Annotated in this window: 24 protein-coding genes; 18 read left to right on the plus strand and 6 right to left on the minus strand. The window is 31.7% G+C overall.

Annotation, left to right across the window (positions count from 1 at the left end; translation table 11 throughout):
* Positions 1-3: 3 nt before the first annotated feature.
* From BUA99_RS02075 to BUA99_RS02100, 6 genes are all read left to right on the plus strand, one after another.
* Positions 4-903 (plus strand): ParB/RepB/Spo0J family partition protein, encoded by a 900-nt coding sequence (locus BUA99_RS02075; protein WP_072987539.1) that lies wholly within the window; start codon positions 4-6, stop codon positions 901-903.
* Positions 903-1,463, plus strand: a complete 561-nt coding sequence (locus BUA99_RS02080; RefSeq protein WP_072987542.1) for a DUF5683 domain-containing protein — start codon at positions 903-905, stop codon at positions 1,461-1,463. The genes BUA99_RS02075 and BUA99_RS02080 overlap by 1 nt, the downstream gene beginning before the upstream one ends.
* A gap of 45 nt (positions 1,464-1,508) precedes the next feature.
* Positions 1,509-1,709: a hypothetical protein gene (locus tag BUA99_RS02085; RefSeq protein ID WP_072987545.1), complete on the plus strand. Its 201-nt coding sequence runs from the start codon at positions 1,509-1,511 to the stop codon at positions 1,707-1,709.
* 2 nt (positions 1,710-1,711) lie between these two features.
* The gene (gene dapB / locus BUA99_RS02090; RefSeq protein WP_072987548.1) at positions 1,712-2,410 is read left to right on the plus strand and encodes a 4-hydroxy-tetrahydrodipicolinate reductase; all 699 of its coding nucleotides are present in this window, start codon (positions 1,712-1,714) and stop codon (positions 2,408-2,410) included.
* Positions 2,411-2,542: 132 nt separating this feature from the next.
* Positions 2,543-4,096 carry a signal peptidase I gene (lepB, locus tag BUA99_RS02095; RefSeq protein WP_072987550.1) on the plus strand — a complete coding sequence of 518 codons (1,554 nt, stop codon included), beginning with the start codon at positions 2,543-2,545 and terminating at the stop codon, positions 4,094-4,096.
* A 58-nt stretch (positions 4,097-4,154) separates the two neighbouring features.
* The gene (locus tag BUA99_RS02100) at positions 4,155-4,781 is read left to right on the plus strand and encodes a WbqC family protein (RefSeq protein WP_072987553.1); all 627 of its coding nucleotides are present in this window, start codon (positions 4,155-4,157) and stop codon (positions 4,779-4,781) included.
* 187 nt (positions 4,782-4,968) lie between these two features.
* Here BUA99_RS02100 and BUA99_RS02105 read toward each other — a convergent pair whose 3' ends face one another.
* The 6 genes from BUA99_RS02105 to BUA99_RS02130 form a co-directional block, all read right to left on the minus strand.
* Positions 4,969-6,015 (minus strand): endonuclease/exonuclease/phosphatase family protein, encoded by a 1,047-nt coding sequence (locus tag BUA99_RS02105; protein ID WP_072987555.1) that lies wholly within the window; start codon positions 6,013-6,015, stop codon positions 4,969-4,971.
* A gap of 42 nt (positions 6,016-6,057) precedes the next feature.
* The gene (locus BUA99_RS02110; RefSeq protein ID WP_072987558.1) at positions 6,058-6,927 is read right to left on the minus strand and encodes a rhomboid family intramembrane serine protease; all 870 of its coding nucleotides are present in this window, start codon (positions 6,925-6,927) and stop codon (positions 6,058-6,060) included.
* Between the two features lie 24 nt (positions 6,928-6,951).
* Positions 6,952-7,698, minus strand: coding sequence for a rhomboid family intramembrane serine protease (locus BUA99_RS02115; RefSeq protein ID WP_072987561.1), 747 nt, complete (start codon positions 7,696-7,698; stop codon positions 6,952-6,954).
* Entirely contained in the window at positions 7,695-9,536 is a 1,842-nt protein-coding gene (mutL, locus tag BUA99_RS02120; RefSeq protein WP_072987754.1) for a DNA mismatch repair endonuclease MutL, read from the minus strand. The genes BUA99_RS02115 and mutL overlap by 4 nt, the downstream gene beginning before the upstream one ends.
* 166 nt (positions 9,537-9,702) lie before the next feature.
* The gene (gene ribH / locus BUA99_RS02125) at positions 9,703-10,275 is read right to left on the minus strand and encodes a 6,7-dimethyl-8-ribityllumazine synthase (RefSeq protein ID WP_072987564.1); all 573 of its coding nucleotides are present in this window, start codon (positions 10,273-10,275) and stop codon (positions 9,703-9,705) included.
* Between the two features lie 104 nt (positions 10,276-10,379).
* A complete protein-coding gene (locus BUA99_RS02130) occupies positions 10,380-11,156 on the minus strand; it encodes a tetratricopeptide repeat protein (protein ID WP_072987567.1) in 777 nt (258 codons plus the stop codon).
* 231 nt (positions 11,157-11,387) lie between these two features.
* Here BUA99_RS02130 and recF point away from each other — a divergent pair, with 231 nt between their 5' ends.
* The 12 genes from recF to BUA99_RS02190 all read left to right on the plus strand — a co-directional run bounded on the left by recF (position 11,388) and on the right by BUA99_RS02190 (position 25,476).
* A complete protein-coding gene (recF, locus tag BUA99_RS02135) occupies positions 11,388-12,467 on the plus strand; it encodes a DNA replication/repair protein RecF (protein ID WP_072987570.1) in 1,080 nt (359 codons plus the stop codon).
* A gap of 77 nt (positions 12,468-12,544) precedes the next feature.
* Positions 12,545-13,243: a thioredoxin domain-containing protein gene (locus BUA99_RS02140; protein ID WP_072987757.1), complete on the plus strand. Its 699-nt coding sequence runs from the start codon at positions 12,545-12,547 to the stop codon at positions 13,241-13,243.
* Positions 13,244-13,248: 5 nt separating this feature from the next.
* Positions 13,249-13,920 carry a DUF2461 domain-containing protein gene (locus BUA99_RS02145; RefSeq protein WP_072987573.1) on the plus strand — a complete coding sequence of 224 codons (672 nt, stop codon included), beginning with the start codon at positions 13,249-13,251 and terminating at the stop codon, positions 13,918-13,920.
* A gap of 10 nt (positions 13,921-13,930) precedes the next feature.
* Positions 13,931-14,998 (plus strand): glycosyltransferase, encoded by a 1,068-nt coding sequence (locus tag BUA99_RS02150; RefSeq protein ID WP_072987577.1) that lies wholly within the window; start codon positions 13,931-13,933, stop codon positions 14,996-14,998.
* Between the two features lie 2 nt (positions 14,999-15,000).
* The gene (gene asnB, locus BUA99_RS02155; RefSeq protein ID WP_072987580.1) at positions 15,001-16,848 is read left to right on the plus strand and encodes an asparagine synthase (glutamine-hydrolyzing); all 1,848 of its coding nucleotides are present in this window, start codon (positions 15,001-15,003) and stop codon (positions 16,846-16,848) included.
* Positions 16,849-16,888: 40 nt separating this feature from the next.
* Positions 16,889-17,902, plus strand: coding sequence for a UDP-N-acetylmuramate dehydrogenase (gene murB / locus BUA99_RS02160; RefSeq protein ID WP_072987583.1), 1,014 nt, complete (start codon positions 16,889-16,891; stop codon positions 17,900-17,902).
* Between the two features lie 190 nt (positions 17,903-18,092).
* Positions 18,093-19,199 (plus strand): glycosyltransferase, encoded by a 1,107-nt coding sequence (locus BUA99_RS02165; RefSeq protein WP_072987586.1) that lies wholly within the window; start codon positions 18,093-18,095, stop codon positions 19,197-19,199.
* Positions 19,190-19,741, plus strand: a complete 552-nt coding sequence (locus tag BUA99_RS02170) for an RNA polymerase sigma factor (RefSeq protein WP_072987588.1) — start codon at positions 19,190-19,192, stop codon at positions 19,739-19,741. The genes BUA99_RS02165 and BUA99_RS02170 overlap by 10 nt, the downstream gene beginning before the upstream one ends.
* A gap of 281 nt (positions 19,742-20,022) precedes the next feature.
* Positions 20,023-20,850, plus strand: coding sequence for an energy transducer TonB (locus tag BUA99_RS02175; RefSeq protein ID WP_072987591.1), 828 nt, complete (start codon positions 20,023-20,025; stop codon positions 20,848-20,850).
* Between the two features lie 501 nt (positions 20,851-21,351).
* On the plus strand, positions 21,352-22,251 hold the full coding sequence (gene lipA / locus BUA99_RS02180; RefSeq protein WP_072987594.1) for a lipoyl synthase: 900 nt from the start codon (positions 21,352-21,354) through the stop codon (positions 22,249-22,251).
* 37 nt (positions 22,252-22,288) lie between these two features.
* On the plus strand, positions 22,289-23,296 hold the full coding sequence (gene gap / locus BUA99_RS02185; protein WP_072987597.1) for a type I glyceraldehyde-3-phosphate dehydrogenase: 1,008 nt from the start codon (positions 22,289-22,291) through the stop codon (positions 23,294-23,296).
* Between the two features lie 14 nt (positions 23,297-23,310).
* Positions 23,311-25,476 carry a tetratricopeptide repeat-containing hybrid sensor histidine kinase/response regulator gene (locus BUA99_RS02190; protein WP_072987600.1) on the plus strand — a complete coding sequence of 722 codons (2,166 nt, stop codon included), beginning with the start codon at positions 23,311-23,313 and terminating at the stop codon, positions 25,474-25,476.

A 25,476-nucleotide genomic window follows, 5' to 3' on the forward strand; every position in this document is an offset into this window, starting at 1 on the left:
TTTATGGCACAAGCAATAAAAAAACAAGCATTAGGTAGAGGATTATCAGCTTTGTTAAAAGATCCAGAAAACGATATTAAATCGGTTGCAGATAAAAACGCTGATAAAGTTGTAGGAAATATAATTGAGCTTGATATTACAGCTATTGAAATAAATCCGTTTCAACCTAGAAGTAATTTTAACGAAGAATCGCTGAGAGAATTAGCTACTTCAATAAAAGAATTGGGAGTAATTCAACCTATAACCGTTCGTAAATTGGAATTTAATAAGTACCAATTAATATCTGGAGAGCGTCGACTTCGTGCTTCAACATTGGTAGGATTAACAACTGTTCCCGCTTACATTCGAATTGCAAACGACAATGAATCGCTGGTTATGGCGCTTGTTGAAAACATTCAACGTCATGATTTAGATCCTATAGAAATTGCTCTTTCGTATCAACGACTAATTGATGAGATTCAATTAACACAAGAACAAATGAGTGACCGTGTGGGTAAAAAGCGTTCTACAATTGCTAACTATTTGAGACTTTTAAAGTTGGATCCAATTATTCAGACTGGAATTCGTGATGGCTTTATAACTATGGGACATGGTCGGGCAATTATCAACATTGAAGATCAAGATGTTCAAACTGAGATTTACCAAAAAATTGTTAGTCAAAATTTATCCGTTCGAGATACAGAAGCATTAGTTAAAAATTATCAAGAAAGTTTAAAACCAAAACCTGCTGGTAAGCCAAAAGCAACATCATTTGAAATACAAGAGGTTCAAAAAAATGCTTTTACTAATTATTTTGGAACCAAAGTCGACGTAAAAGTAGCTGGAAATGGTAAAGGAAAAATTACAATTCCCTTCCATTCACAAGAAGACTTCAATAGAATTATAAAACTAATTAACGAATAGTGGATAAATATTTTTTCACAATATTTTTATTTTTTACCATTGGAACTGCAACTGTTTTTGCTCAAAAAAAAACAGACGCAGTTCTTGTGGCAAAAGATACTTTGAAGTCAAATGATATTGATCCTCTGACCCCAGCTAAAGCGGCTTTTTACTCTGCTGTATTACCTGGATTAGGTCAGGCTTATAATAAAAAATATTGGAAGATACCTTTGGTTTACGGCGCACTTGGGACAAGTGTTTATTTTTATATCGACAGTAATAGAAATTACAGAAAATATAGAAACGCTTATAAAAGTAGACTGGAAGGATACACAACTGATGATTTAGCGTTTCTTGATAACAATCGATTAATTGCCGGACAAAAATTTTACCAGCGTAACCGAGATTTATCTGCTTTAGTAACATTAGCGTTTTATGCATTAAACATAATTGATGCCAATGTAGATGCCGCTTTAATCCAATTTAATGTGGATGAAAATCTATCAGTAAGACCAGTTATCTATCCAAATGATGTAACATTTAAAACAAATGTTGGACTAACACTCAATTACCATTTTTGATTGTTATGTGATATCAAAAGTTGATAAAGTATAATAATATTGAACATGTCAAAGCTAAAACAAATAGGAAAGAAATATTTTACCACTGTTTTTCTACTATTATTAATTATCAATATTATTAACTATTCAGGTTTTGAAATCTTTACTTCGATTAGAATGAATGATTTCTTCTCAGGATTTTTTGGAGGTTTTTTTATGGCACAAGCTTTTATAGGAATAGCTTACTACAATAAATTAAAAAAATAATAATGAAAATTGCGCTTTTAGGATACGGAAAAATGGGTCAAGTAATTGAGCGAATTGCACTTGAAAGAGGGCACGAAATCGTTTTAAAAAAAGATGAAAATAATACTTTTGAAGGTCTTCAAATTGCCGATGTTGCTATAGATTTTAGTATTCCAGCTGCTGCGGTAAATAATATTTCAAGCTGTTTTAATAACAATGTACCAGTGGTATCAGGTACAACTGGTTGGCTAGAAAATTATCAAGAAATGGTTGATCTTTGCAATAGTAAAGACGGTGCGTTTATTTCTAGTTCCAATTTTAGTTTAGGAGTTAACCTATTTTTTGAAGTGAATGAACATTTGGCAAAGATCATGTCCAAGTTTGATTCTTACACTGTAAATATGGAAGAAATTCATCATACTCAAAAACTAGATGCTCCAAGTGGAACCGCAATCTCATTAGCCAAAGGGATAATTGAAAATAGCTCTTATAAAAGCTGGACTTTAGAAAACCCAAAGTCGAACGAAATTCATATTGATGCAAAACGAATTGGAACAGTTCCGGGAACTCATGCGGTAATATACAACTCCACAGTCGATTCAATTGAAATTAAACATACTGCACACAATCGTGAGGGATTTGCAATTGGTGCTTTAATTGCTGCTGAATGGATTGTAGGGAAAAAAGGTATTTTTACAATGAAAGACGTTTTAGAATTATAAAGTAATAAAGATTAGGTTTATCTTCAAAACAAATATGAATTGACGATTAATTTAAAATGTATCGATACAAAAATAACGTGGTCAAATTAACTAGTATTTAATTTATAGACTAGTAACAAAAAATAAAAAATTATGTCAGCATATCAGTGGTTTGTATTTTTCTTGCTTATCCAAATTGTTCATTTTCTCGGAACATGGAAATTATATAAAAGCGCAGGCAGAAAAAGCTGGGAAGCGGCTATTCCAGTTTATAATGCGATTGTATTAATGAAAATAATAAAACGCCCTACATGGTGGACTGTATTATTATTTTTGCCAATTATTAATTTGATTATCTTCCCAGTAATTTGGGTAGAAACTCTAAGAAGTTTTGGCAAAAGATCAGCGCTCGATACCTTTTTAGGAATTATTACACTTGGCTTCTATATTTACTACGTTAATTACACTCAAAAGTTAGAATATGTTTCTGATAGAAGTTTAATCCCTCAGAATAAAACCGCTGATACTATTAGCTCACTTCTTTTTGCGGTAATTGTTGCGACTTTAGTACATACTTATTTAATTCAACCTTTTACAATACCAACGTCATCACTCGAAAAATCATTACTCGTAGGTGACTTTTTATTTGTCAGTAAAATGAACTACGGAGCACGAGTTCCTATGACTACAATAGCTCTGCCTATGGTTCATGATTCGATTCCCCTGACAAAATTAAAATCATACTTGATAAAACCACAATTACCGTACATGAGGTTGCCCGGTATTCAAAATATTGATAGAACAGATATTGTGGTTTTTAACTGGCCTGTTGATACTGTTTTTAAATTTTTTGACACATCAAAAAGACGTGCTTACAAACCTGTTGACAAAAAATCAAATTATGTAAAAAGATGTGTTGGAATTCCAGGTGATAATTTATCAATTAAAGATGGCATCGTTTATATTGACGGTAAAATTTTACAATTACCTGAAAGGGCAAAACCACAATTTTCATACAAAGTAGCTTTTGATGGAAAAACTCCTGTAAACTTGGAATACTTATTTCAAGATTTGAGTATCACAGATCCAGCGTTTTTCTTGAATGATTCTAAAAGAGATACTTTATTTCTAAGTGCTTTAACTGAAGTTGGAGCACAGAAATTTAAGAATACACCCGGAATCACTGCAGTTATTAGACAAATTTCGACAGCCGCAGATAATGGAGTTTTCCCACACATCAATAAATGGAATCGTGATAATTACGGACCTATTTATATTCCGCAACAAGGAAAAACAGTTCCTTTAAACATGGAAACATTACCTCTTTATAAAGCAATCATTACTGATTATGAAAATAATGACTTAAAAGTGACTGGTACTGAAATTAGAATTAATGGCGAAGTTGCAACCACTTATACTTTTGGTCAGAATTATTATTGGATGATGGGGGATAACCGCCACAATTCAGAAGATAGCCGCTTTTGGGGATTTGTACCTGAGAACCATATCGTAGGAAAACCTGTTTTTATCTGGTTAAGTATTGATCCCAATGGAAAAGGGATTAACAAGGTACGATGGGATAGAGTTTTTACAACAGTTAGTGGCGAAGGTCAGCCACAATCATACTTTAAACTATTCTTACTTGGATTAGTGCTGTTTTTTGTGGGTGAATATTTCTGGAAAAAAAGAAAAGCGTCTAAAGTTTAAAAAAATAAATAGTCTGACATTTAAAAATTTGTCAGACTATTTGCTCTAAAAAATCAAAATGAAAATTTTATTATATCCTACTTACTTTCCATCAATAAGTCATCTTGTAACACTTGTGCAGTCAGAGAAGGCTATCTTTGAAATAGAGGATAATTTTCAGAAACAGACCAACCGTAACCGAACTTATATTTATAGTCCAAATGGAATTCAACTACTAAATATTCCAGTAAAACATTCCAAAGACTCTCGACAGAAAACAAAAGACATTAAAATTGAAACTGATTTCGATTGGCAGAAACAACATTTCAAATCTCTTGAAGCTGCTTACCGAAGTTCACCATTCTTTGAGTTTTTTGAAGACGATATTCGACCAATTTTTGAAAAGAAACACGATTTTTTATTAGACTTAAATTTCGAATCCTTAGAAATAGTCTTGAAATGTTTGCGAATAAAAGTCGAATATGATAAAACTATTGAATACTTTCCCCAAGTTGCATCAAGTGAAATAACAGATTTTAGAAATTTAGTTGATGGTAAAAAAGATATTTCTGAATTCACAAAATACACTCAAGTTTTTGATGACAAACATGGATTCATCAATAATTTAAGTGTTCTTGATTTAATCTTTAATGAAGGTAAATATGCTATAGATTATCTAAAAGAACAAAGAATTATTATCAGGTAATTAGAGATTTAATCCTCGAAATTGCAGTTTAAGATAACCTAAAAACATGAGTACTCTTTGAAATATAGTGATTTCATCAATTCCACTTATAATCTAAACATCCATTTTTATGTAAAGTAGAATACTCACTTTGGAAATATACAATATCGAAATTAGAGCAAAACTTCCAGTAAAAAAAAATCGCTTCTCAATCATAAGTAATTCGTGCCATAATAGGAAAATGATCGGAGTTTACAAAGTCGGGAAAACTTTCAAAGCTTTTCACTGTCATTTTATCGTCAGCGAAAATATAATCAATTCTGGCAGGATAATATCTAAATTTATACGTCGCTCCAAATCCCGTTCCTGCTTCTTCAAAACCATCTTTCATATTGCCCTTGATATTGCGATAAACATATGAAAAAGCGCTATTATTCATATCACCGCATATTATAGTAGGATAAATAGATGACATTTTATGATCTTTCAAAATTTCCGCTTGCTGTTGTTGCTGTTTAAAGGCTTTACTTAACCTATTTAAAAGTCGTTGTGATTTTTGCTGATCAATAGCGTCAATATTTTCATCAATCTCATTTACGTCGGGCGATATTTTTATAGATTGAAGGTGCATATTGTATACCCTAATAATATCCTTACCTTTTTTAATATCTGCGTAAACAACATTATTATTGGAGTTTGGAAAAACAATATTACCTTGATTAATAATAGGAAATTTAGAAAAAATAGCCTGACCTGATTTTATTTGTTTTCCAGTAGTGAAAATGTACCGATGGCGATATACCTTCAAATCAATATTAGCGGAAGGAGCATATTCCTGAATACATAGAATATCTGGATTTTTTTCATTAATGAAATCGACAATATCAGAAGGAACATCGTTTCTATCAATCCAATTAAAAACATTAAGAAGTCGCACATTATAACTCATCACCGTAAAATCTTTTTCTTCTACTGTAAAAGATGGTACCGAAAATTTATAAAACTTATTAATAAAAGTAATTCCTAGAAGTAAAACTAAACCAGATAAAATTAATCTTTTTTTAAATTGCACTGCCCAATACATAAAAAACAGAGCATTAAGAACAAAGAAAAGAGGCATAAAAAGCGTAAGTACAGATAATATAGGGAAAGATTTTGGCGCTAGAAAAGGTAGAGCGTAGGCAATAAAAGTCACAAGAATAAGAACAATATTTAAAAAAAACATTCCTTTATTAAACCATGATAAATTTTTCATTTTACGATATTTTTTATATTGGTTGAAGGCATTTTTGACAAATTACTTACCTACTTTAAACAAAAATTCTTTTTCCTCTTTCGTCAAACTATCATATCCAGATTGACTTATTTTATCTAAAATTTCATCAATTTGTTGCTGCGATTTATCTTTAGTAACTATTTTAGAAATACTTTTTTCAACAGGTTTACTGTAATTTTTATGTACTTTTCTAAAAGGTGTCGATTCTTTCTTTCGAAATAAATTAGTAAAAAAATTTAAAACCGTAGACACAATTTTACTACAGTCAGTTCCATTTTGCAGCAATTTAATAAATATAAATCCAAATAAAGCACCAGCAAGATGTGAAATATGACCACCCATATTATCAGATCGAATTTGCATCAAATCAATAAGGATAATGACCGCTGTAACATGCCATAATTTTACATTTCCTATGATTAACAAACGCAATTCCATCATGGGATTATAAGTAGTTGTTGCAACTAAAATTGCCATTATTGATGCGGATGCACCAACAAGCGGTGCGCTAATATTAAGAATATAGAAAATTAAAATGTAAATGACCCCTGCAAAAATAGCACTTAAAACATACAAACCTAATAATTGCTTTCCCGTAAAATAAGTCATAAATAATCTGCCAGCAAAATTCAGCACTAGCAAATTAAAAATAATATGCATAATTCCTGCATGAAAAAAAGCATAAGTCAACAAAGACCATGGTTTCCACATCAAATTAGCTGGATCAGATGACAAACTTACAAATTGAACATAATCAATATTGATTCCTACTAATGACAATAGCCCAAAAAGCAACCAAGGTAAGATGAATAAAGCCGCATTCCAAAAAATGAGCATTGTCACTATACCTCCTACTTTATATTGTAATTTTAAGTCGTCAATTATATTCATTCTATATTCGATTTACAGTAGATTTTAATTCCAACGGTTATTGTTGAACTGATTTTTTTTCCAATACCACATTATAATAAAACCAAATAAGGCACCACCAACGTGTGCAAAATGTGCAATTCCGCCACCTCCAAAGATTGACTTACCAGAAATTCCTAAATATAAATCAACTAGGACGATTCCCGGTACAAAATATTTTGCTTTAATAGGAACAGGAATAAACATTAGAGCGAGTTCAGCATTGGGAAACATAAAAGCAAAAGCTACAATCGTTCCATAAATAGCTCCTGATGCTCCCACCGCGGTCCCTATATACGCACTAGTGAAATTATTAAAATCAGACACAGTTAGCACTTCTTGCCAGCCCGTATTAATTTTTCCCTCGCTTAATATTTGTAAAATATCTTGTTTTTGAAATCCATTTTCCATCAGCGTGTTCAAACCATCTTGAAAATAATAATAATTTACTCCTGTATGAAGCAAGGCCGCTCCTAAACCACATGAAATGTAAAAAAATAGGAATTTTTTACTTCCCCAAACACTTTCTAAAGCTGACCCAAAAGAATATAAAGCAAACATGTTAAAGAAAATATGCATAAAGCCACCGTGCATAAACATGTGTGAGATTATTTGCCAGTATTCAAAACCTGGATTTTCAGGAAAATACAACGCAAGATATTTATAGGCTACATCGCCTAAAGCAAGGGTTCCAACAAAAAACAAAACATTTATAATTACTAATTGTTTTACAGTTTCGGTAACGTTTCTCATATTGCAAATTTTTTATCTAAATCTTCCACACGCATCGTAATGAAAGTAGGTTTATAAAATGGGGATACATTGGGATCTTTACAAGCAAAAAGCCCATTAACTAAGTTTTCTTGTTCTTTTTCTGTCAGATGTGTTCCTGTTTTTACAGCTAAACTTTTAGCCATTGATTTTGCGATCGAATCGTTCTGACTGAAACTACTTTCGGGAATTCCATCTTGTAAATCACTTAACAACTGCTCTAAAACGATAGAAACTTCACTTTCTGTTACATTTACAGGAATTCCTGAGATTACGATATGATCCGTATTATTTTCTTCGAAGACAAATCCTGTGTTCATCAATGACAATTGTAAACCCGAAATAAGTTCCATTTCAGTAGTAGAATAGAACAAATTCAGTGGAAATAATAACTGCTGACTTGATGCTTGATTTACAGTCATATTCATAAGAAATTGTTCATATAAAACCCGCTGATGCGCGCGCTGTTGATCTACAATTACCATTCCTGACTTAATAGAAGAAATAATATATTTTTTATGAATTTGATACGTTTTATGGATTGAATTTTCTACCTCTTCATCTTGAAATAATGAAGAAGTCATTTCTTCGTTTTCAAATGTTATGTGTTGGCTTTCATTAGGAACTTGATCAAATCCAACATATAAACTTTCCCAACTGGCTGTTGTCTCAGGTTTTTTGTAAGATGAAAACTGCTTGCTTGGTCTACTTTCAGAAAAGGGATTAAAACTTCCATCTACCTCAATAGCAGGAACCTCTCCGTTTAAATCTTTATAATGATAAGGAGTATCTAAGTTAGAATCTCGTTCAAAATCCAGAATTGGTGCGACGTTAAATTGTCCTAAACCATGTTTTATAGAAGCTCTTAAAATAGCGTATAATGCTTGTTCATCATCAAACTTAATTTCCGTTTTAGTAGGATGAATATTAATATCTATAGTGTGCGGTGGCAAAGTAAGATTTAAAAAATAACTAGGCTGAGTACCATCTTTTAGAATTCCTTCATAAGCTGCCATTACTGCATGATGTAAATAACCGCTTTTGATAAATCGATTATTAACAAAGAAAAACTGTTCACCTCTACTTTTCTTTGCAAATTCAGGTTTGCTAACAAACCCTTCAATTGTTACTATTTCAGTTTCTTCCTGAACTGGAATCAGTTTTTCATTAGATTTACTCCCAAAAACAGCAACTATTCTATGCCTTAGAGTTCCTGGTGACAGGTTAAACATTTCGCTTCCATTATGATAAAAAGTGAAATGAATTTTTGGGTGGGCCAATGCAACACGCTGAAATTCGTCAACAACATGCCGGTACTCCACAGTGTCTGATTTCAAGAAATTGCGTCGTGCTGGAATATTAAAAAAAAGATTTTTTACAGCAAAAGAAGTTCCTTTTGGCAAAACAGCTACTTCCTGGGAAACAAACTTGCTACCTTCGATTATAATGTAATTTCCAAGCTCCTCTTGATCTTGCTTAGTTTTCATCTCCACGTGCGCAATCGCCGCAATGGATGCTAATGCTTCTCCTCGAAAACCTTTTGTGTGTAAAGAAAATAAATCCTCTGCCTGCCGAATTTTAGAAGTCGCATGACGCTCAAAACACAATCGTGCATCCGTGACACTCATTCCTAAACCATTATCAATCACTTGCACCAATGCTTTCCCTGCATCTTTTATAATTAGCTTAATATCAGTTGCTCTAGCATCAACTGCGTTTTCAAGTAATTCTTTCACCACAGAAGCGGGTCTTTGAACTACTTCTCCAGCAGCAATCTGATTCGCAACATGATCAGGAAGTAATTGAATAATACTCGACATTAATAATTGTGGATTAAAATTTTTAAGTAATAATTTTTTAGAACTCAGCATTGCAAATTTAATGAATTTCCATCCGCAATGATAGTGTAAGTAATCATAATAAAAACAAAAAAACCTACACTATTAAAACAGTATAGGTTTTTTTGATTATTGAGTTTTATACCATTTATTCCTTAAGTTCTAGCGGTAAATTTTCAATTTGTAACGCTCCTGATGTCAATAAATGTTGATTATCGACTTGGTGCGTAAATGAAGCTTGCTGACGAATATAAGCCATTTTTATCGCTGCAATAGCTGCTTCAGTACCTTTATTTCCATGGATTCCTCCACTTCTATCTATAGACTGCTGCATTGTATTATCAGTGAGCACACAAAAAATAACAGGAATATCAGTTTGAACATTCAAGTCCTTTATTCCTTGTGTTACGCCTTCACAAACAAAATCAAAATGTTTAGTTTGTCCTTGAATTACACATCCTATGGCAATAACTGCATCAACATTTTGCGTTTGTAACATTTTTTTTGAACCATATATAAGTTCAAAGCTTCCCGGAACGTTCCATCTTACAATATGGTGAGCAGGAACTTGGTTTTCAAGTAATGCTTCAATTGCTCCTTTACAAAGTCCTTCGGTAATCGTTTCATTCCATTCTGAAACAACAATCCCAAACCGAAAATCTTTCGCGTTTGGGAGTGTGTTTTTATCGTATTCAGATAAATTTTTATTTACTGTAGCCATTAGAGTCTAATTTTTAATTCAGATTTATTATTTGCACTGTTAAAGATAGCTTTTTACAATTAAAAAGGAACTTTCTTGCATCATCAATCTCAAATCCTTTTCTACTATTGAGCTAAACCTATTAAAACATCAATTGAAGCTGCTTCTGGCGAAGCATCATAATTATCTTTGATGTCATTAAAATATTTTAAAGCATCTGCTTTATTTCCTAAAGTTAAGGCTACTTTTCCAGCTTTAAGTAAAAAACGAGGCGTAGTAAAATCATTTTTATTCGACTCAGCAGCTTTTATATAATTGTCTAATGCCTCTTTCGGTTGGTTTTTTTCAGAATAAGCATCGCCTATTGCTCCTTTTGCTAAAGCACCTAAAACAATATCATCAGAATTAAATTTATTTAAATAATCAATCGCCTCAGTATATTTTCCAGTGTTTAAGTAAGCAATGCCAGCATAATAATTAGCTAAATTTCCTGCATCCGTTCCTGAATATTCATCAGCTATTTTCAAAAAACCAAATTTACCTTCAGATCCGTTCAATGATAATTTATAAAGTGAATCACTTGATACGCCATCAGCTGCTTTCTGAAAGTTTTGTTGTGCAACAAACATCTCATTTGCAGCCTCCTCTTGTTGTGGAGCAGCAATAAAACGTTGATATCCTAAATAACCAATAGTAAAAATAGCAGCTGCAGCAACTAAACCAATAATAATTTTTTGATTTTTAGCTACCCAGTCCTCAGCTACATTAGCTCCGCGATCTAATGTTGAGAATACTTCAGCAGTTGCACTATCTTTTTCATTAATAGCAGTAGCCGTTACTGAATCATCTTTTACTTCTTTATCTTTTGGTGCTTTATATCCTCGTTTATTGTACGTTGCCATTTTTTATAATTTAGTGAAGCGCAAAAATAAAATTTTTATTCAAACCCACGCAACAAATATGCTTTAATATTAAAAAAAAATACTATTACTGGATTTTTATTTTCTAAAGCAAAATAATTACATGAGAAAGTATCTGAAATGTATGTATTATCGATAATTTTCGATAATTTGCACTCTCTTTAAAAAATAGTTTTTAGAACATTAAAATTCTGAACACCAGCACTATAAAACATGTATTTAAAAAATATTTCACTATTCAACTACAAGAATTTTGCAGAAGCGACTTTCGACTTCGACAGCAAAATCAATTGTTTTGTTGGAAAAAACGGAATTGGAAAGACTAATGTCCTTGATGCCATTTATCATTTATCCTATGGTAAAAGCTATTTTAATCCTCTGGCAGTTCAAAATATTAAGCATAATGAAGAGTTTTTTGTCATTGAAGCTACATTCCATAAGAACGAAAGAGTAGAACAAATTATATGCAGTTTAAAAAAAGGACAAAAAAAAATATTAAAACGCAATGGAAAACCGTATGATAAATTTTCAGATCACATTGGTTTCATTCCTTTAGTAATTATTTCACCAGCTGATAGAGACTTAATCGTCGAGGGCAGTGAAACTAGACGTAAATTTATGGATAGTGTAATTTCTCAATTAAATCCAAATTATTTACAACAGTTGATACAATACCAAAAAGTTATTATTCAGCGAAATGCACTTTTAAAATATTTTGCCCTTAATCATGTTTTTGAAAACGATACTTTATCCATCTATAATGAGCAACTTTCTGTTTACGGACAGTATATTTTTGAAAAGAGAAAAGAATTTATAGAACAATTCATTCCTATTTTTAATAAACATCATCAGGCGATAACTGGATCTGAGGAAACTGTACAATTAGTTTATGAAAGTAATTTATCCGAAAAAAATCTATTATTGCTATTGCAAGAAAGTGTAGGTAAGGATCGCGCACTGCATTATACAAGTGCAGGGATTCACAAAGATGATTTAGCATTCGAAATTGATCATTATCCAATCAAGAAATTTGGATCTCAAGGCCAACAAAAATCCTATCTAATTGCGCTTAAATTAGCACAATTTGAATTTTTGAAAAAGCAAAGCGGTGTAAAGCCAATTTTATTGTTTGATGATATTTTTGATAAACTTGATGAGAACAGAGTTGCAAAAATTATTGAAATGGTCAACAATGATACTTTTGGACAGCTTTTTATAACTGACACGCACCCTGAGCGTACAGAGATCATTTTAAAATCAACACATCAAACTTATAAAATTTTTAATTTATAAGTTTTATTTATTAAATTCCCCTATTACAAACATGAAAAATGAGCTACTTTTACATAATCAATTTAAACAAAATCATCTTGAAATTTAATCCAATATTTCTCGCCATCATATCGTTTATAATTTTATCATGTAATGGTCAAGTAGCAAAAAATAGTCAAACGGTAGACGCTAAAACTTTTTTAGAAAAGATAACAGCGACATCAAATCCTCAAATTTTAGATGTAAGAACTCCAGCGGAATTTTCATCTGATCATATCGATCAAGCGGTAAATTCTGACTGGTTAGGAAATACATTTGTTGAAGGTACAAGCAAATTAGACAAAACAAAACCGCTATTTGTTTATTGTAAAAGTGGTGTACGAAGCGGAAACGCTGCAACAAAATTAGAAGAATTAGGCTTTACTAAAATTTATTTATTGCAGGGTGGAATGTTGAAATGGGATGCAGCAGGTTTGTCTAAACCAAGTACGAAAGTAGTAGGTATGACTATGCAGGATTACAATAAATTAGTAGACTCTGACAAAAAAGTACTAATTAATTTCTACGCTGAATGGTGTGCCCCTTGTAAAAAAATGACTCCATATATCAAAACAATGCAAACTGAGTTTGCTAATAATGTAACCATTATTCGACTTGATGCTGATAAAAACAAAACGTTAATGGCTGAAATGAAAATTAGTGAACTTCCAACCTTATTACTTTACGACAAAAAGGAAATGAAATGGAGACAGTCTGGTTTTGTAAGTGAAGCTGATTTAAGAAAACAAATACAATAGCTACGATGTTATCAAAAGATACACTTCAATTTTTAGATGATTTAAAAGCAAATAATAATCGAGATTGGTTTTTAGAAAATAAAAAACGATACGAAGTTTTTAAAAATGATTATTTACAAACTGCTAGCGATTTACTTGATGTTTTAAAACCTCTTGATGCTTCACTAGAAATGCTTGAGGCGAAAAAATGTACTTTTAGAATTAATCGTGATATTCGGTTTTCAAAAGATAAAACGCCATACAAAACGCATTTAAGCTTTTGGTTTTCATCAGGTGCGAAAGGTCAAAATCGTTCTGGATATTATATTCACCTTGAGAAAGGAGCGAGTTTTATCGCGGGTGGCTTGTACTGCCCAGAAGCAGATGATTTGAAAAAGATCCGAAAAGAAATCGCCTTTTTCTACGATGATTTACAAGAAATTCTTGATGAAAAAAATTTCAAAAGAGAATTTGGTAATTTTGCTCGTGAGGAAAAAAATACTCTAAAAAATCCACCAAGGGGTTATGAAAAAGAGCATCCAGCAATAGACTTTCTTAAATTAAAAAGCTTTGAATCTGCGCAAAAAATTGATATTTCCGCTGCTACAAAAAAAGATTTTGTTACGATTATGGGTCAGAAATTAATCGTCCTTAAGCCTCTCAATGATTTTATTAATCGTGCATTAACTTCCGAGTAATTTGCAATAGATGAAAAAAAAGAAAATACTATTTCTTGGCGAATCATTTCGAGCCGACGCCATAACTTGGATTAATGGTTTGAAAGAATATGGTAATTTCGATATAATCACTTGGGAATTAAAAACACCTAGTGACAATAATTTAAATCGAATTAAAAGAACAGTAGAATTCGTATTTGCGTTTGACCAAGTAAAGAAAATCATTGCAAAAGAAAAACCAGATATGGTCATTGCAGAACGCACAACAAGTTATGGTTTTCTTGCTGCAGTATCAGGCTTAAAGCCAGTAGCTATAGCTCAACAAGGTCACAGTGATTTATGGCCGGAAAATTCTATTTTTTTTTCCTTTAAAAAATTAATTCAAAATTATGCTTTTAAGAAAGCAACTCTAATTCACGCATGGGGTCCAGTTATGACACTTGCAATGTTAGAAGCGGCAGTAGATATGGAAAAGGTTTTAATTTTACCAAAAGGAATTAATCTCGAAAATTTTACAAATCATAACAAAATAATTACAGAAAAAATCAACGCCATTGTTACGCGTTCTTTATTACCAGAATATGGACATCTTATTATTTTAAAAGCATTTGGAATTTTAAATAAAGAAGGAATTGATTTCACATTGACTATTGTTGGAGATGGAAAACAACTTTTAATTTTAAAACAATTAGCAAAATATTTAAAAATAGAGCAAAAAGTGATTTTTACAGGTAGAATTGACAATAATCAGTTACCGAAATTACTGCATGAATCAAACCTTTACATCAGTATGCCAATAACCGAGGGAGTTTCAGCATCATTATTTGAAGCAATGGCTTGTAACTGCTATCCAATAGTGTCAGATATTGCGGGAAATCAACATTGGATAAATCATCGAGAAAATGGAAACTTAGTTACAATTAATGATTTTGAAAGTCTTGCTGATGAAATAATTTGGTCTATTAAAAATAAAAATCATCGCCTTAATGCAGTTCTAAATAATAGAGTATTTGTTGAAGACAACGCCAATTATAAAACAAATATGAAAATTATTTCTGATAAATACCATCAATTAATTGCTAATAAAAACTTTACTTAAAAATGTGTGGTATTAATGGTATTTTTCATTTGCAATCGCAAAAAAAAGTGGCAGAAAATGTTTTAGTGAAAATGCGCGATTCGCTTGAACATCGAGGTCCAGACGATAAAGGATTTTACATTGAGAAAAATATTGGTCTAGGACATAGGCGTTTATCTATACTCGATATTACAACTGCTGGACATCAACCATTTTTTTCAGATAATGGACGATTCGTAATGACCTACAACGGAGAAATCTATAATTTCAAATCATTTTATACCGAATTAAAAAGTAATGGCTTTGACATTAAGACTTCGTCAGATACGGAAGTTTTAATTAAATTATTTGAACTGTATGGAATTAATATGCTTAATCGTTTAAACGGAATGTTTGCTTTTGCAATTTGGGATAAATTAGAAAAAAAGCTGACTGTGGTTCGAGATCGAATGGGTGTTAAGCCATTGTACTATTCCTTTCACAACGAAACTTTTTATTTTGCGTCAGAGCAAAAAGCACTTTTTACAGCAGGTATTCCTCTTAAAATAGCGCAAGATGGCTTAGAAGAGTACGTTTTTAATCGTTTTGTAGCTGGCGAAAATACTTTGTATGAAAACATACACAAGTTACTTCCCGGACATTTTATGACGATAGAAGAAAGCGGAAAAGTCACCACGACAAAATGGTGGAATCTCAGCGATGAAATATTAAATCATTCTGAAATAAGAAATCCTATTGAATGGTTTCGGGAAACATTTGACGATGCTATGAATTTACGCATGGTTAGTGACGTATCTGTTGGGGTTTTATTAAGTGGTGGATTAGATTCTTCATCAATTTTAGCGTCACTATATCATCAAAAATTCAAAGGTATTGAAGCATTTAATATGGGTTTTAAAGAAAAGAAGCACAATGAAACTCACATAGCCCAATTGCTAGCAGCTAAGATGGACTATGGTTTTTATACCATGCAATTAGAAAATCAAAATCTTTTTGATAATTTAATTGATGCAACTTATTTTCAAGATGAGCCAATAATGCACTTAAGTGAACCTCATATTTTAGCCGTTTCTCGAATGGCTAAACCTCAAGTAAAAGTACTACTATCAGGCGAAGGAGCAGATGAACTCATGGGTGGATACGTGCGATATAAAGCCTTAAGACATCCCGCTTTATTGCATTCAATAACTATGCTTGGACATTCAGACTTTTTAAAAAATAAACCACGTTTTGAAAAACTAGCTCGTTACTCACAAATAACTCGGAACTCGGAACGAATTATTTACAACGGTTCTAATATTTATCCTAATGATATATTGGAAACTTTTAGAATAGGCAAATCGCCTATAAACCAATATCGCAATATGATTTTTAAAGAAGCTGAATCCCTTTACCCCAAAAACTTGAGAAGGCAAGCACTTTATTTTGACCAGCACACCTACTTATGTTCTCTCCTTGACCGAAATGACAGATGTACAATGGGTGCATCTATAGAATGTAGAGAACCATTTTTAGACCCAAGGTTAATAGCAGGATTAGGATCCCTTCCTGATAAATGGCTTTTTACAGGAAAAAAAGGCAAGTATATTTTAAAAAAATCGATGGAGAAACGTTTACCGCAAGAAGTTTTAAAATTTAAAAAAGTAGGCCTCAGTGCGCCATGGGGAGATTATATTACAAAAAGTCCTGCTTTTGCAGATGAATTAGAATCTTTAACAAAAAGTGAAATTTTTCAAATGCCCTACTTTGATCAAATAAATATAAAGAAACTCGTTCAAAAATTACGTGACGGGGATTCTAGAATCACATCTTATGTAATGCCATTGTTCATGATGCATATCTGGATGAAAACCTACACAACAAAATTTTAATCCTTACTTTTGGATTCAGATTTAAAAAAGCGCCCTTTTCATGAAAATTTACAATCAATATTCTTTAAAAAAGTACAATACTTTTGGCATTGAAGCCAAAGCAAAACAGTTTATTGCAGTTCACTCGGTCGAAGAATTAAAATTAGTTTTAGAGCAAAATAGAACGCAAAAAAAATTTATTTTAGGCGGTGGAAGCAATATGCTTTTGACAAAAGATATTGATGCTTTAGTGATTCATATTGATATTAAGGGAATAAAAATAATTGCTGAGGACGAAAATTATGTTTGGGTAGAAAGTCAAGCTGGTGAAAACTGGCATGAATTTGTGCTATACACCATAGATCACAATTTTGGCGGATTAGAAAACATGTCGCTCATTCCCGGAAATGTAGGCACGACCCCTGTTCAAAATATTGGTGCTTATGGAACAGAAATCAAAGATACTTTTATTTCATGTCAGGCTGTTTCAATTGAAAATCAAGCAATAAAAACATTTATTAAAGAGGATTGTAATTTTGGATATAGAGAGAGTATTTTTAAAAATGAGGTAAAAGACCAATACATAATTACATCGGTAATTTATAAATTGACAAAAAAAAATCATAAAATAAATACTTCTTATGGCGATATAAGCACTGAATTAGCTAAATATAATATTAGCAACCCAACATTAAAAGAAGTAAGCAATGCCGTGATTGCAATTAGGAAAAGTAAATTACCAGATCCTAAAGAATTAGGTAATAGCGGCAGTTTCTTCAAGAATCCGATTTTGAAAAAAGCTGATTTTGAAAAAATTCATCAACGATTTCCTGAGATGAAATATTATGTGATTTCTGAAACGGAAGTTAAAGTTCCTGCAGGATGGCTGATTGAACAAGCTGGATTTAAAGGCAAACGTTTTGGAGATGCTGGAATTCATAAAAACCAAGCATTAGTTTTAGTGAATTATGGAAATGCAACAGGTCAGGAAATCCTTAACGTATCTAGAGACATACAGGAAACAATTTTAAAAAAATTTGGAATACACATTGACGCTGAAGTAAATGTCATTTAAAAGCAAATAAAGTTTAATAATAAAACTTTAAATAAAGGAGCTAAATCTATCATGAATTTTACTATTAAAATGATGCTTAAAGGGCTATAAATTCAATTAAAATTCGTTAACCTTTAATTTACAATTCATCTTTGAATTTTATACCTTTGCACTTTATTAAAAATTGAGAATTACTATAAACAAAATCCTGATGCTTATTATTATTCTTTACTTTTTTATCTTTATCGTTGCAGTACAAATTTTATATTATTTAATGATTTTTGGAAAGTTTGCTTTTGCCAAAGCTCAAATTATAACTCCAAAAAAAGTTTCCGTTTCTGTTATAGTTTGTGCTAAAAATGAAGCTGAAAATGTCACCAACTTCATTCCTTTATTAGCTGAACAAGATTATCCAGATTTTGAAATTGTTTTAATTGACGATGCTTCTAGCGATACTACACTTGATATTTTTGAAGAATTTGAAAAGCAGTATTCGAATGTTCGTTTAGTAAAAGTAAAAAACAATGAAGCTTTTTGGGGAAATAAAAAATACGCATTAACCTTAGGTATAAAAGCATCTCGAAAAGAATATCTACTATTTACCGATGCTGACTGCTACCCTACCTCTAAAGATTGGATAACTGCCATGAGTTCACAATTTACAATGCAAAAAACTATTGTTTTAGGGTATGGCAAATATGAAAAAATCACCAACTCTTTTTTCAATAAAATTGTACGTTTTGAAACTTTATTAACTGCAATTCAATATTTTTCTTGGGCAAAAGCTGGTCATCCGTATATGGGAGTTGGACGAAATCTCGCCTATAAAAAAGAAGAATTTTTTAATGTAAATGGATTTATTTCGCATATTCAAGTCCGCTCTGGAGATGATGATTTATTTATAAATGAAGCTGCTAAGTCAAAAAATACTACAATTTCGTTTAATCCAGATAGTTTTACACTTTCTAAACCTAAGACAACTTATAAAGAATGGTTTATTCAAAAAAGGAGACATGTTGCGACGGCAAATTACTATAAGACATTCGACAAAATTCAACTTGGAGTTTTTTACTTTTCCCAACTACTGTTTTTAGTACTGCCAATAATTTTACTACTATTTGAATTTCAATGGATTTTTGTACTAAGTTTAATAGGATTACGTTATCTAATAACATGGATAATCATAGGTTTTTCGGCAGCAAAATTAAAAGAAAAAGATGTCGTGTATTTTTATCCAATAATTGAATTCACATTAGTTTTTACGCAAATAAATATTTTCATAACAAATATATTTTCAAAACCAGTACAGTGGAGATAAAAAAACAGATAGATAAAGCAAAACTAGGCGATCAAGCGGCCTTCACTTTTCTATTAAATCATTACTGGAACGAAGTTTATGGTTTCATGTTACAACGAACTGAAAACGAAACTAATGCCGAAGATATTACGATTGAAACCTTCTCTAAAGCATTTGACAAAATAGCCACATACAATCCTGAATTTCAATTCAACACTTGGCTCATTGCAATTGCTAAAAATGTACACATTGACTTGTTACGAAAAAAAAAATCTAGCCTTTTTATTGAGATCACTGATGATGAAAATCAGCAAGCATACAACATTGCCGACACTACACCTTCTGCTGAGGATACGTTGATTACGGAGCAAAATTTATCGCGTTTATTACAGTTTGTAAAAGAATTGAAACCTCATTACCAAGAAGTTATTCAATTGCGCTATTTTCAGGAATTGAGTTATCAAGAAATTGCTATTAAAATTGATGAACCACTGAATAATGTAAAAGTTAAATTGCTTCGCGCGAAAAAACTTTTAGCAGAAATTATCAGGAATAAAAGATAAAAGCAACTTAACTTTCTATAAATAGAAAATTTTCTTTTCACAAAATCGTGATATCTATTTTAATGTCTTATAATGACGATAATTATTATAGCCTCAATTAAAACACTACCTTTTATTGATAGTTCACGTTATTTTAACTGTATCCCGCATACCGCTACAATCCATTTGCTAAAAAGTAAAAAAAAAATCTGTTGATACTAAAATTCTTATTTATACGTTAGAAATCAAAACTATAGTTTGCTTATGATGTGAACGTTACGTAACCATTAAAACCACACATTATGTCTAAATTAAGCATTTACGAAACCAGCTGGATTGACATTATATTTCAAGACAGAAATAAAGAATACGGAGCCTATCAATTGCGTCAAAATAGTACTAAAACTTCTTTTTTAGCACTTATTACAGGAATAACGGTCCTTTGTGGAGCGATAACAATTCCTCGATTACTAAATTATTTTTCACCTGTTAATCAAGTGGCTACCAATACTCCAGTAATAATTGATCAAATTATTACGATTGCTAATGTCAAGCCAAATCAACCTAAACCCATGGCAGCAATTCCTGCTGTAAAAAATGTAGTTGTTACCGAAATTACAAAGACGGTTCAATTGAGCAAGCCTGAGATTGTAGAAGCAACAGTAGCAACTCCTGACCTTGCAAAAAACATTGATTACAAAGCCATAGCAGCTCCCACTACAGATGGTACAGGAATCACTGGTTTAAATCTTTCATCTTCTAATGGTATTGAAACAGCTGTAATCCATTCTGCAACAGCTGATAACGGAAATGCAATTGTGAATAGTGTTTCATTAGACAAACTGCCCGAATTCCCAGGAGGTATTAATAAATTTTATTCTTACGTAGGAACTAATTTTGAAAAACCAGAGATAGACAACATGGGAACTATTCGCATCTTTGTGTCATTTATTATAGAAAAAGATGGGAAAATGACGGATATTAAAGTGCTAAAAGATCCGGGATATGGATTAGGTAAAGAATCGATACGCGTTTTAAAATCGTTACGAACTAAGTGGACTCCCGGTATGGTCGCTGGTCAAGCGGTTCGTACCGCATATAATTTACCAATTTTAATACAAATGCAGTAACAATATTTAAGTAAATTATTAGAGCAGTACTAAAACGTGCTGCTTTTTTTGTTTCAATAAATTCATCTTTAATTTCGCAATCCGATCTACTACAATTCTAACACTTATTTTAAAAATAGCGCTCAAAATCTATTACTCTTACTTTTTTAAATTGATAACTACTAATAAACAATAAATTATTTATTGGGGATAGAAATAACTGTATCGTACAACACACTTTGATAAAGACTTTACTATTTTTTAATCTATTTTAATTTCCAAAGCTTACTTTTAGATTTCATAAAACGATTTTTAGAACTATCAACAACACTGCAAAACCCTTATAATCTCAAAGCATCAGTAGGTGTCGTCATCTTGGAACGGGGAGCTACAAGCTAAAGGATGATCAATTAAAAAGAAAACAACTTTTCCGGAATAACTACTGAACTTTGTTTAAATAAAAGCGTAAACTAATGAACAAATAAACTACATTCCTTATCTTTGCAATCTGAAAAATGATATATGGAAACTGTTTTAGAAAAAACTATAGCGGTAACAACCGCAAATAAAATTGAACTTTCTGGTGGTAAGCCAAAATGGCTAAAAGTAAAACTTCCAATAGGTCAGAAATACACTGAACTTCGTGGACTAGTAGATAAATATAGCCTTAATACAATATGTACTGCAGGCAGTTGCCCTAACATGGGCGAATGTTGGGGCGAAGGAACGGCAACATTTATGATTTTAGGAAATATATGTACCCGCTCTTGTGGTTTTTGTGGTGTGAAAACGGGAAGACCTGAAACCGTTGATTGGGATGAACCAGAGAAAGTAGCACGCTCTATTAAAATTATGAATATCAAACACGCTGTAATCACAAGCGTTGATAGAGATGACTTGAAAGACGGTGGTTCAATCATTTGGATTGAGACGGTCAAAGCTATTAGAAGAATGAATCCTAAGACAACTTTAGAAACTTTGATTCCTGACTTTCAAGGAAATGAAAGAAATATAGATAGAATAATTGAGGCTAATCCTGAGGTTGTTTCCCATAATGTGGAAACTGTACGTAGATTGACTCGTGAGGTAAGAATTCAAGCTAAATATGATAAAAGTCTAGAAGTTTTACGATATTTAAAAGATAAAGGAATTAATAGAACAAAATCAGGAATTATGCTTGGTCTAGGTGAGCTTGAAGAAGAAGTGTATCAAACCATGCGGGACTTACGAGCTGTAAACGTGGATATTGTGACAATTGGTCAATATTTGCAACCTAGTAAAAAACACTTGCCTGTAAAAGAATTTATTACGCCTGAACAATTTGCAAAATATGAAAAATTTGGATTAGAGCTTGGTTTTCGACATGTAGAAAGCGGACCTTTAGTTCGTTCTTCGTACAAAGCTCAGAAACATATTTTATAAATTTTAAGATTTTAAGTAGGGAAATAATTTAAAAAAAGTGAAAATAAGAATTGCTATAAACGGTTTTGGAAGAATAGGTAGAAATTTATTTAGACTGTTAATCAACCATCCCGAAATTGAAGTCATTGCCATAAATGATATTGCAGACACTAAGACAATGAGTCACTTAGTAAAATACGACAGTATTCATGGAGTTTTGCCGTATACTGTTACTAGCGATGAAAATGGAATTTTTATTGACGGGAAACATTATTTGTTCTTCCATGAAAAGAAGATTTCAAACCTAGATTGGAAAAGCAATGCGATTGACTATGTAATTGAATCAACGGGAAAGTTTAAAACATTTGAAGAACTAAATGCGCATATTTTAGCTGGTGCCAAAAAAGTAATTCTTTCTGCTCCTTCTGAAGTAGACACTATCAAAACGGTCGTGCTTGGAGTAAATGAAGAAATCCTTGATGGTACCGAAACAATTATATCGAATGCCAGCTGTACGACCAATAATGCTGCGCCAATGATGAAAGTTATTGCTGATCTTTGCGGCATTAAGCAGGCTTATATCACCACAATCCATTCTTTTACTACAGATCAAAGCTTACACGATCAACCACATAAAGACTTACGTCGCGCACGTGGCGCGAGTCAATCTATTGTGCCTACTACAACTGGAGCCGCAAAAGCTTTGACTAAAATATTTCCTAAATTTGAAGGCAAAATTGGTGGATGTGGAATAAGAGTACCTGTTCCAGATGGTTCATTAACTGATATAACATTCAATGTAAAACGAAAGGTAACAATAGAGGAAATTAATGCTGCCTTTAAAACAGCAGCAAATACTACATTAAAAGGTATTTTAGATTATACTGAGGATCCAATTGTATCTGTTGATGTAATAGGGAATAAAAATTCATGTATATTTGATGCACAACTGACTTCAGTTATCGAAAAAATGGTAAAAGTAGTAGGATGGTATGATAATGAAATAGGATATTCCTCCCGAATAATTGATTTAATACTCTTAACATCAAAGACAAAAAATCAATGAAAAAATGGTAATTAATGAAATGGATTTTCATCTACTTCCTTTTTTTAAGTACAGTGCTATATTCTCAAAAAGTAGAGAAAATAGACAGCATTGCTTATTACAGCGATACCAATTTTCCTGTTGTTGCAGACAATAATTATAAAAAAGCTTTACAACAAAGCCAAGACCTTGTTTTTAAAGCACAAATTATCAACGACTATAACAAGCAGGCATCAGAAAGCTACAATGTAGGCAAACTTTATTACAGTTTAAATAAGTACAACGATGCCATTGTATGGTTATTAAAAAGTACTGCATTTTATTCCAAAACAGAATTAAATTCGAAACACGTTGCTAGTTATTACATGCTAGGATTGTGCTATATAGCACAGAAAAACTACAATAGAGCTACCATTTATTTTGATAAAGGTAGATCTATGCTTGCGAAAGTAGATACCAACCAAACTTCAATTTTATTTAACTTACAAAAGGGAAGAATTTTCGCAGCTCAAAATCAGCTAGATAATGCTTTAGCTCTTTTTAATCCAATTATAGTATTACCTCACGATGCTATATCAGATGATATTAAAGCAGAAGCATTGTATCAAACTGGCATTATTGAACAAAAGAAAAAGAGAATTTTACTTGCCACTAACTATTTTAAAAAAGCACTGGATTTAAATTCTAATACTGAAAACTTTGAGCAAAGATCTAAAATATTACTTGCTCTAAGCACAACCTACGAAAATATGTTAGATAAGAGAACAGCTTATTCTTATTTAAAACAATATTTGAATGTTAAGGAACGTATTTCTTTAAGAAACAATATTCGCTTAGGAATTGATGATTACGCAAAATTTAAAGAGTCCGAGCTGGTAAGTGAAATCAAAAAAACTAACAAGCAAATCGTTGAGCAAGAAAAAACGAGTAAATTCTCGAAACTGATCAGTATTTTTGCTCTCGCTATCATATCTATTTTATCATTATTGAGTTTGTCGCTTTATAAAAACAATAAAATAAGAAATCAATCCAACTTACTTCTCCAAGAAAAAAATATCGAACTTGAAATTGCTAAAAACAAAGCAGAGAAAGCCTCAAAGGCAAGAGCAGAATTTCTCTCAACTGTGAGTCATGAGCTTAGAACTCCTTTGAATGCCATCAATGGAATAGCACACTTATTATTAGAAGAAAATCCAAGAAAATCGCAGATGGAGTATTTATCGTCCTTAAAATATTCAGGAGATTATTTAACAAAATTTATCAATGAAATATTAGAAATAAATAAAATTGAATCTCATAGTTCCCAGATAGAAGAATTAAATTTTAATTTAAAAAAACTTTTATGTGACATTAAAAATTCTTTAAAAGAACTTGCTTTAACAAATAACAACACTTTAATATTAGAAGTTGATGCCGATATTCCGGAATATTTAATAGGCGATCCAACAAAATTATCTCAAATTATTTTAAACTTAATAAACAATGCTTTAAAATTCAGTAAAGATGGAGAGGTCACGGTAATTGTTAAATTAAAAGATAAAATCGATGATAAAACGAAGTTGTATTTTGAAATTACAGATACAGGAATTGGTATTCCAGAGGACAAACTAGAAAGTGTTTTTGAAAGTTTTTCTCAAGCTTCTACAGAGGTTAACCGCAAATACGGCGGAACTGGTTTAGGCTTAACTATTGTAAAAAAATTAATTAAACTTCTTGGCGGAAAAATTAGAGTACGAAGCGTAGTCAATCAAGGAACAACTTTTACTTTTAATTTAGAATTTCAAATTGGGGAGAAACCGTTAGAAATACTAACATCTCAAAAAAATGGATACGAGAGTAAATTAAAGAATAAAAAAATATTAGTCGTTGAGGATAATAAAATCAACCAAATGATTACCAAACGTATGCTTCTAAACAAGCAAATAATTTGTGAAATCATTGACAATGGCGAAGACGCAATATTATCAGCTAAAAATAATAAATTTGACATGATTTTAATGGACGTTCATCTTCCAGGGATGAATGGAACAATTGCAGCTGAAATGATTCGTAATTTTGATAAAGTAACACCTATTATTGCTTTAACAGCGATCTCACTTCATGAAAACAGAGAAATGTTATTATCCTTTGGAATGAATGAAGTGATTACTAAACCATTCATTCCAGAGGAATTTTATAATATAATTGCTGAGCACATTTAA

Source organism: Flavobacterium segetis (assembly GCF_900129575.1).
Lineage (GTDB): Bacteria > Bacteroidota > Bacteroidia > Flavobacteriales > Flavobacteriaceae > Flavobacterium > Flavobacterium segetis.

What these genes read in the sequence shown, in the direction of transcription:
- BUA99_RS02075 (WP_072987539.1), top strand. Translation starts at nt 4, where the DNA reads ATGGCACAAGCAATAAAAAAACAAGCATTAGGTAGAGGATTATCAGCT.
- BUA99_RS02085 (WP_072987545.1), top strand. Translation starts at nt 1,509, where the DNA reads ATGTCAAAGCTAAAACAAATAGGAAAGAAATATTTTACCACTGTTTTT.
- dapB (WP_072987548.1), top strand. Translation starts at nt 1,712, where the DNA reads ATGAAAATTGCGCTTTTAGGATACGGAAAAATGGGTCAAGTAATTGAG.
- lepB (WP_072987550.1), top strand. Translation starts at nt 2,543, where the DNA reads ATGTCAGCATATCAGTGGTTTGTATTTTTCTTGCTTATCCAAATTGTT.
- BUA99_RS02100 (WP_072987553.1), top strand. Translation starts at nt 4,155, where the DNA reads ATGAAAATTTTATTATATCCTACTTACTTTCCATCAATAAGTCATCTT.
- BUA99_RS02105 (WP_072987555.1), bottom strand. Translation starts at nt 6,015, where the DNA reads ATGAAAAATTTATCATGGTTTAATAAAGGAATGTTTTTTTTAAATATT.
- BUA99_RS02110 (WP_072987558.1), bottom strand. Translation starts at nt 6,927, where the DNA reads ATGAATATAATTGACGACTTAAAATTACAATATAAAGTAGGAGGTATA.
- BUA99_RS02115 (WP_072987561.1), bottom strand. Translation starts at nt 7,698, where the DNA reads ATGAGAAACGTTACCGAAACTGTAAAACAATTAGTAATTATAAATGTT.
- mutL (WP_072987754.1), bottom strand. Translation starts at nt 9,536, where the DNA reads ATGTCGAGTATTATTCAATTACTTCCTGATCATGTTGCGAATCAGATT.
- ribH (WP_072987564.1), bottom strand. Translation starts at nt 10,275, where the DNA reads ATGGCTACAGTAAATAAAAATTTATCTGAATACGATAAAAACACACTC.
- BUA99_RS02130 (WP_072987567.1), bottom strand. Translation starts at nt 11,156, where the DNA reads ATGGCAACGTACAATAAACGAGGATATAAAGCACCAAAAGATAAAGAA.
- recF (WP_072987570.1), top strand. Translation starts at nt 11,388, where the DNA reads ATGTATTTAAAAAATATTTCACTATTCAACTACAAGAATTTTGCAGAA.
- BUA99_RS02145 (WP_072987573.1), top strand. Translation starts at nt 13,249, where the DNA reads ATGTTATCAAAAGATACACTTCAATTTTTAGATGATTTAAAAGCAAAT.
- BUA99_RS02150 (WP_072987577.1), top strand. Translation starts at nt 13,931, where the DNA reads ATGAAAAAAAAGAAAATACTATTTCTTGGCGAATCATTTCGAGCCGAC.
- asnB (WP_072987580.1), top strand. Translation starts at nt 15,001, where the DNA reads ATGTGTGGTATTAATGGTATTTTTCATTTGCAATCGCAAAAAAAAGTG.
- murB (WP_072987583.1), top strand. Translation starts at nt 16,889, where the DNA reads ATGAAAATTTACAATCAATATTCTTTAAAAAAGTACAATACTTTTGGC.
- BUA99_RS02165 (WP_072987586.1), top strand. Translation starts at nt 18,093, where the DNA reads ATGCTTATTATTATTCTTTACTTTTTTATCTTTATCGTTGCAGTACAA.
- BUA99_RS02175 (WP_072987591.1), top strand. Translation starts at nt 20,023, where the DNA reads ATGTCTAAATTAAGCATTTACGAAACCAGCTGGATTGACATTATATTT.
- lipA (WP_072987594.1), top strand. Translation starts at nt 21,352, where the DNA reads ATGGAAACTGTTTTAGAAAAAACTATAGCGGTAACAACCGCAAATAAA.
- BUA99_RS02190 (WP_072987600.1), top strand. Translation starts at nt 23,311, where the DNA reads ATGAAATGGATTTTCATCTACTTCCTTTTTTTAAGTACAGTGCTATAT.